The organism is Chitinophaga sp., assembly GCF_036569125.1.
GTDB lineage: Bacteria > Bacteroidota > Bacteroidia > Chitinophagales > Chitinophagaceae > Chitinophaga.
Map to the genome: position 1 here is coordinate 1 of NZ_DATCRF010000526.1, position 8,126 is coordinate 8,126.

The window sequence follows — 8,126 nt, forward strand, 5'->3', positions numbered from 1 at the left end:
TCTTTATAGGGAGTAAGCTTAGCTACCGCCACATCTTCTTTATAGGCTTCCTGCCGCGGAATATTATCCTGGTCGTAATAACGGTTCAGCAAGCTGCCATCCGGCATCTTTACTACATGTTTGGTAGGCGCTGTTCTGTCCATCCAGTAAGCATATTCCTTTTCCAGCACCGGCAGGTAAGCGGTGTAAATGCTATCGCCCTTATGTTTGGCCAGTATATCCAGCATCAGCGAGAAAAAAGGCGGTTGCGAGCGGCTCAGGAAATAGTTGCGGTTGCCATTGGGGATATGTCCATAACGGGTAAGCAAGTACGCAAAATTTCTGACCATGTTATCTATGATGGTAATGCGCCCGCTTTCTTCCAATCCCAGCATCGTGAAGTAGCTATCCCAGTAATAAATTTCCCGGAAACGCCCGCCCGGTACAATATACGGGTAGGGCAGGTTTAACAGGCTGCTGTAGGGCAGGGCATGGGTGGTATCCCGCTGCAGCACATTCCATAAATGGTTAATGTGGGCTGTTACAGAGGCTTCGTGTCCGTTAAAGGCCGGTGGAACGGCAACAGAATCCGGCAGCAGGAAATGTGCCTGTACAAATGCCAGCAGCGCTGCGCTATCTTTTGGTTGCCCGGCAGCCATGTATTGCGCCATTACCTGTTTGGGATCTTCTTTGGGTACGGCATCTACAAAGGTTTTGTTGTCGCGGAAAATACCGGATAACTGTACGGTTTTAAAGAGAGGGCCATATAACTGGTCCGGGGGCTGAATGGTTTGCGCCGTTAATGCAGGCGCACAGCTCCATAATGCGAGGAAAAAGAAAAGTGCTTTTTTCATAGCCTATGGTATTGGTAGCTGGTATTAGCAGAAATCATGCTAATCTAAGGAATATAAACATGCCGGCCGCTTAGCAGCGCAGCAGACCGCAGTATAGGCCTGATCTTAAAAAATATTTTTTGAAACAGCGTTGCATATCTGTTTTGTTTATAAATTTGCAACAATGTTTCAAAACATATCCGGCCATAAACCTTTCCCTTTTTACAAACAATCTGACGCTATGGATTGCGGGCCAACCTGCCTGCAAATGGTGGCAGCGTTTTATGGAAGGGTTTATCCGCTGCAGCACCTGCGTAATGCCTGTAAAATATCAAGGCAGGGCGTTACGTTTGCCGACCTGATGGCCGCTGCAGAACAGCTGGGCTTTAAAACATTATCGGCAGAGCTGCCTTTTACGGTGCTGGCTCAAAAGGCGCCGCTGCCCTGCATCTTACATTGGGATAAACAGCATTTTGTAGTGTTGTACCGAATTACATCCAAAGCGGTGTACGTGGCAGATCCTGCGCTGGGCCGGCGCAGCCGGTATACCATCCCCGAATTTATGGCCGCCTGGCAGGTTGCACAAGGGGCGGAGCTGGGGCGTGCTTTATTCCTGGAGCCTGCTGCTGCTTTTTACGAAGCACCCGCAGTGGCTGTACCTAAAACTACTTTACGCACTTTATGGCCTTACCTGGCAGCGCATCGTAATAAATTAGCGCCGGTGCTGGGCACATTGCTGATAGCCAGCCTGCTCTCATTACTTCCGCCATTGCTTACACAGGCTGTGGTTGATAAAGGTATCAAAGGGAAAGATGTGCCGCTGCTATTGCTTATTTGCGCGGGGCAGCTGATGCTGTTCATGGGCCGCATGGTAATGGATTTTATACGTGCCCGTTTGCTGCTGGCATTGGGCGCACGGATCAGCATCGGCATGCTGAAGGATTTTTTACAAAAGCTGATGCGCCTGCCTTTTACTTTTTTTGATAACCGGCAGGCAGGCGATAATATGCAGCGCGTAACAGATAACCAGCGTATAGAAGATTTCCTGACCACCTCCCTGGTAACATTTGTAATGGCGGTGGTAACTCTGTTAGTGCTGGGTGGTATGCTGCTGTATTATAACTGGCAGCTGTTCCTGCTGTTTGGTGTTGGCGCTGTTACAGGAATTGCATGGGCAGGCGCTTTCCAGGAAAAACGCGGGCGGCTGGATCAGAAACGTTTCCGCGTGCTGGCATCCGGCCAGGATACGCTGCTGGAAATATTTTCCGCCATCCAGGAAATAAAGCTAACAGGAAGCGAGGGCCTGAAAGCCGCTCAATGGGCCGCCTTACAGGAACGGTCTTTTGCTGTAAAGCTGGAAAGTTTAAAGGTAGATCAGCTTGTACAGGGTGTTGCACTCTTCATTAATGAAACCCGCAATGTGCTAATTACCTGCCTGGCTGCCATACTGGTGGTGAACGGGCGCCTGACGCTGGGAGAGATGCTGGCTATTACTTACATTGGCGGGCAGCTGAATACACCGGTAGCCCAGCTAACGGATTTTATTCGTGCAGTACAGAATACACGCTTCAGCTTGCGGCGCATGTCAGAGGTGCATCATGAACCGGATGAAGATCCGCCGCAGGAAAGAGAGCTGTTACATAACGAGGTAACCGGGAAGGACCTGTGCCTTTCCGGTGTTTATTTCCAGTACGGGCATAAACATTCACCGCTTGTATTAAATAATATTCACCTTACCATACCTGCCGGAAAAGTAACTGCTATCGTAGGTATGAGCGGCAGCGGAAAAACCACGCTGCTGAAGTTATTGCTGAAATTCTATCAACCGGTGCAGGGGCACATCATGCTAGGCAACATGCCCTTACAGCAAATGCAGGCCAAAGCCTGGCGGCGGCATTGCGGCGTGGTAATGCAGGATGGTTATGTGTTCAGGGATACCATTGCCAATAATATTTTTGCAGGCGCAGCAGAGCAGGATTATACCCGCTTATATGAAGCCTGCAAAATGGCGAATATCCATACCTTTTTTGAGGCCATGCCCTTTGGCTATGAAACCCTGATCGGTAAAGATGGTTATGGGCTAAGCGAGGGACAAACACAGCGCCTGCTGATTGCCCGGCTTATTTACCGCAACCCCGCGTTTGTTTTCCTGGATGAAGCCACCAACTCGCTGGATGCGCATAATGAACGCGCCATCATCAATAACCTGCATGGTTTTTTTAAAGGGAAAACAGTAGTAGTGGTAGCACACCGCCTCAGTACCGTTAAACATGCCGATCAGATATTGGTTATGGATAAGGGCACTATTGTGGAAGCAGGCACGCATGAAACGTTAACCGCCAGCGGTGGCGCCTATTACCACCTGATAAAGAACCAGCTGGAGCTGGGAAAATAACACCCGTAAATACAGTCCTATGGCATTAAAAATATTCCCGTATGCGCTGGTACGTTATGCTGCCATGCCATTCAGCACATTGGAAGCCCTGCATATGCCCGGTGTGGAAGCTTTTACAGCACAGCAGGCGCAGCTGCAAAAAACATTACAACAACAACAGCAAACCCTGTGCGATCAGCTGTACACCGCCATCCAGGCGCAGGAAGATCATAAACAAAGACAGCATTTACTACAGCTGAAACGGGAGGTATACAATGGTAAACACCTTACCGGTGCGGAACTGGAAAAGGTGGATGCTGTAAAGGAACCGGTTATATACGCCGCATTACAGGCTTACCTGCAAACACTCCACCAGATGGCAGCGGCCCGGCAGGCATGGGAGCTCGGTTTTGACCAGGCGCTTATAAGCCACAGAAAACAGCTGCAGCAATGCACGCAGAACGAATTACTGCGCAGCGGCATCCTTTTATCCAGCCCGGTGTTATATACACAGCTGGATAGTTTTGCAGCGGCAGACGCTTCAGCTTTCCGGAACCGGGAGCTGAAAAATGAGTATAGCCTGCTCCGTTATATTACCCGCATGGCGGGTAAAACATCGCCCTTCAGCACATTCACCTGTACCGGCACAGGTACGCTGGATGACGCATTGGATCATTATTATAGTCCCGGGGCGCCAGAGAATATCCGCAGCAGCATCCGGCTGCATAACGGCCTGTTTTCGTATATCCGCTCTTTAATGATCCATCACCCGGTGTTAAACGAGATCCTCTCCATCCGGCTGAATGTAACAGCTACCGTGCAGGAAGAACAGCTGCATTTCCTGGTGAACTACTTTAATGTAGAAGCTTTTCAGCGCCTGCCTGCACGTAACCTGCCCTTATGGTTGTTCCAATTTCTGCGGGAACAGGCAGCGCCGGTTGCCATGAGCGCGTTAATTGATACCCTTTGTAAACATATTCCTGATACAGACCGTGCAACCATCAAGGATTTTTTGTTAAAGCTGGCTGCCGCTGGTTTCCTGGAAACAGGTATTGGTTGTTCGGGGGTAGACCCGGACTGGGACGCTGCATTTATGCATTTCCTTTCAGCACATACACAACATACAGCTGTTGCCGGCTTACAACAGCTGCTGCAGGCATTAAGGGACCGTAAGCTTATGTATGCAGGGGCTTCATCCACCCAACGTTACCAGCTGCTGCAGGAAACGGCAACCATGCTAAACCAGGGCTTGAATGTTTTACAGGAAGAAGCAGGCTTACCCACTACAACGGATCTGAAACAGCCTGCTGATAACATTCCCGCTGGCGCAACGGCAGCCGCCTTTGAAGTGAACCGCTTTCAGGCCCGCTCTTTTACCCCGCAGGATATTTTTTATGAAGATACCGGTACGCCTGTCAATAACCCGCTGCCTGCCGCCGGCGTACAGGCATTTATAAATAAGGCCGAACGGCTTTGCGCTTTATTGGGAACAAAAGATGCCTTACTAGAAGAAAGACAGCGCATGCGTAATTTTTTCCTGCAGCACTACGGCATTTCACAACAGGTACCCATTACTGCGTTTTACCACGCCTATTACCTGCATGAGAAAAAACAGGCGCAGGCGCAAAAGCAGGAACGGCCTGCAATGGAGCTTCCTGATGGCCTGCAGCTGGCTATTGCTCCTGCACAGGTAAGTATGCGGTCAACCTTAACCGCTGATCATACTGCAGGATATAGCAGGGGAATGTTTGTGCAGTTTTATAACAGTATGCAAAATGGTAAGCCCGTATTACACGGCATTATTAATGCACTATTGCCGGGCATGGGCAAAGTGGCCGGCCGTTTCCTGCATTTATTAGATCCCGCGGTGGCAGATAGTTTTAAAGAATGGAATGCTGCGATATACCCGCATCACAGGATGATAGAGCTGAACGATGGTTCTACCTTTAATGCCAATATACACCCGCCGCTGCTGCCTTACGAGATCTGCATGCCAGGTGGTAATAATAATTACCCGCAGGAAGCGCAGGTATCCCTGCAGCACATACAGGTGAAATATAACCCGGAAAAAGACCTGCTGGCTTTATACCACACGCCTGATGGAAAGGAAATATATGCCTATGACCTTTGCCTGGAATCTTTTTACAACCGTTCTCATTTTTACCAGCTGCTGGCCCACTTTAACCCGGAACAGCGCTTGCCTTTGCGTCAGTTGATCCTGGCGGCCGACCGGCAATATGCGGCTGCACACCCTCCGCAGGAAGATGTGCAGCTAAAGCCCCGTATTACTTTTGAAGAACAGGTGGTGTTAAGAAGAAAAGGATGGCTCGTGAAAACAGCCGCCATACCTGCACCGGAAAACGGGGAAACGAACGCCGCCTATTTTGTGCGCCTGCATGAATGGAGGCAGCAGCATGGGCTGCCTGCACATGTGTTCATTTTCCTGAGATCGCCCTATATCCCGATAGTGCCGGGTGAAACAACCAAATTGCAACGGGACGATTATAAGCCACAATACATTTGTTTTGATCAGCCTTTGCTGGTAGGCTTATTCCGTAAGCTGCTGGCCAGGGCCGGTGCTTATTGTTACCTGGAGGAAATGTTGCCGCATGCGGAACACCTGGCAGCACAGGGGCCGGAAAGCACCGTTACAGAATATTTACTGCACTGGTATAAATATTAATGCATGCAACGTACCTGGTTATCTGCACACCTGTTTTATGCAGGCGATCTGCATCACCTGCTCCGCCACCTGGTAATACCGCTGCTGCAACGCACGGGGTATCCTGCTTTTTTTATCCGTTATTGGGAATACGGCCCGCATATACGTTTACGGTTACACGTTCCGGAAACGGCTATGCAGGAAGCAAAGCGCCTGCTGTATGATGCAAGCCAGGTTTACTTTAGCAGCCATCCTTCCCGCAGGGATGATGCGGCTTATAACGGCAGGCTGCTCTTGCCAAATAATACATTGCAGTTTATTGCTTACGAGCCGGAAGTGCAGCGTTACGGCAATTTTCAAAGCATACAATGGGCAGAGCAGCAATTTGTTGCTTCTTCAGATTATATACTGGAACAGGTGACGGATACCCCCGCGTGGACAGGTACTGTTGCACTTCTGCATGCTATTAAGCTGAATATAGCCGTTACGTATGCCTGGCAGGAGGAAAAGGAAATGAACCTGGATACCTGCCGGCGTTTTATCCGCGGCTGGCTGCCCCGCCTATATGATCCGTACAAAGAACGGCTGCAGCAGGAGCAGCACTATATGGCCCTGTTCCAGGCCCGTTTTGAGCAGTATGCAGGCGCCTTAAACACGGCTGCCCTGGAACTCTGGCAAGAGCTGTCCCGGAACGCCTGTGAGCCCCGCCTGCAAATTTTCATGGAACATAACCACCATATTTTTCAACAGTATAAGATACTGGGTTTGGATACCATCCGTTTACAGGACATTGTAGGCAGCTTTATGCATATGGGCCATAACCGGCTGGGTATTTCCAACCAGGATGAGGCCTATATCATGTTCTTCACTTTAAAATGCCTGGAGTTTATTTATGGAGCAGGATAAAGCAATTGTTGAAGAAGAAGTATTCCGTATAGCTGCGCAGCTGTTGCCGGTTATTCATCCCGATGTTGTTGTCAATAGTAACCAGGGTACCGACCTGTTTAACGGCAGCGCAGGTGTGATCCTGTTTTATTTGCGGTTATATGATCACTGTAAAGATCCGCTGTATCTGCAGGTCTGCGAGCAGGCGGCAGCCGTTTTACTGGAAAACCCCGCCATACACCGGCAACAATATTTTACCCTGTATACAGGCGCTACCGGCCTCATATACCTGTGTATAAAAATGTATGAGGCTACGGCTGCAGAAAAGTATCTCAATCATGCGCTGCTTTTGTTGCAGCATTTTGAACCCGGCATTTTACAGCAGGTGGTGCAGGACGATTTTATGAGCGGGCATGCCGGCAATATTTTCCTGCTTACTTACCTGCATGCACATACGGAGAACGACAGCGTAAAAAGCCTCACCCGGTCACTTACGGACAAGCTGATCCAACAGGCGCGGATAGCGCCGCAGGGCCTGCGATGGGGGCATGTGAAAAGATCGTATGACTGCCTTGCCGGTTTTTCTCACGGCGCTTCAGGTATTGCTTATGCCTTGTTACAGGCGGCACAGTATTGGGAAGATGAGGGATTAACCTACCTGGCAGAACAGGCTTTGCACTATGAAATGTTGTACTACGATGCAGCTGCCAATAACTGGCTGGACCTGCGGCTCACCAGCACTCATCTGTATGAAGCGGATATTATGGATTGGCAGGCAGCCGGTTTCAGGAAATATGTCAGTGATGCCAATGCCTGGGCGCACGGTGCAGCAGGAGTGGGGCTAAGCCGTTTATATGCCTGGCAGCTTACCCGCAACCCATCTTACCTGCAGCAGGTGAACCAGGCCCTGGAACGTTGTTTAAAAGATGTACAGCAGCTGCAACGCGGGGATTTTACCCTGTGCAGCGGTTATGGCGGCCTGGCATCATTTCTTTTACAGGCAGCTGGTATCCTGCAACGGCCGCAGTTACGCCTGGCTGCACAGCAAACAGCCCTGGCAGCAGTACAGTTTTACCGGCAGCAGGGTGTTTACAATACCTATGTGCCGGACGCCAATAACGATCCCGGACTGTTTTCGGGGCTTGCAGGAGTGGGATACTTTTTAGTCGATACGCTCCTGCCTTACAAGGAAGATGCAATAACACATCCCACCATTTACAGCACTCCCCGCAAAAAGAGGGTTCCTTTATATGCGCCGGGTGAAGTAAAGAAAAAGTTATTCCTGCGTTATTACAGCCGTACTATCCTGCTTTTGCAGGAGCAGGAACGTTGGCAGGACGCAAATAATATACCGGCGCTGGAAGCCATACTGCAGCGGCACATAGCCCTGTTG

5 protein-coding genes are annotated in these 8,126 nt (G+C 50.0%); 4 read left to right on the forward strand and 1 reads right to left on the reverse strand.

Features of this window, described 5'->3' with window-relative positions:
• Window positions 1-833: trehalase family glycosidase (locus VIM87_RS19805; RefSeq protein WP_331998676.1), on the reverse strand; the 833-nt coding region annotated here is incomplete at its 3' end.
• A gap of 163 nt (window positions 834-996) precedes the next feature.
• On the opposite strand from VIM87_RS19805, the gene VIM87_RS19810 reads away from it, so the two are divergent.
• The 4 genes from VIM87_RS19810 to VIM87_RS19825 all read left to right on the forward strand — a co-directional run.
• Window positions 997-3,207, forward strand: a complete 2,211-nt coding sequence (locus VIM87_RS19810) for a peptidase domain-containing ABC transporter (protein WP_331998677.1) — start codon at window positions 997-999, stop codon at window positions 3,205-3,207.
• Window positions 3,208-3,226: 19 nt separating this feature from the next.
• Complete coding sequence (locus VIM87_RS19815; protein WP_331998678.1) at window positions 3,227-5,869, forward strand: lantibiotic dehydratase; 2,643 nt, start codon at window positions 3,227-3,229, stop codon at window positions 5,867-5,869.
• A 3-nt stretch (window positions 5,870-5,872) separates the two neighbouring features.
• Window positions 5,873-6,754: a thiopeptide-type bacteriocin biosynthesis protein gene (locus VIM87_RS19820; protein WP_331998679.1), complete on the forward strand. Its 882-nt coding sequence runs from the start codon at window positions 5,873-5,875 to the stop codon at window positions 6,752-6,754.
• Window positions 6,741-8,126: lanthionine synthetase LanC family protein (locus VIM87_RS19825; protein ID WP_331998680.1), on the forward strand; the 1,386-nt coding region annotated here is incomplete at its 3' end. The genes VIM87_RS19820 and VIM87_RS19825, both read left to right, overlap by 14 nt.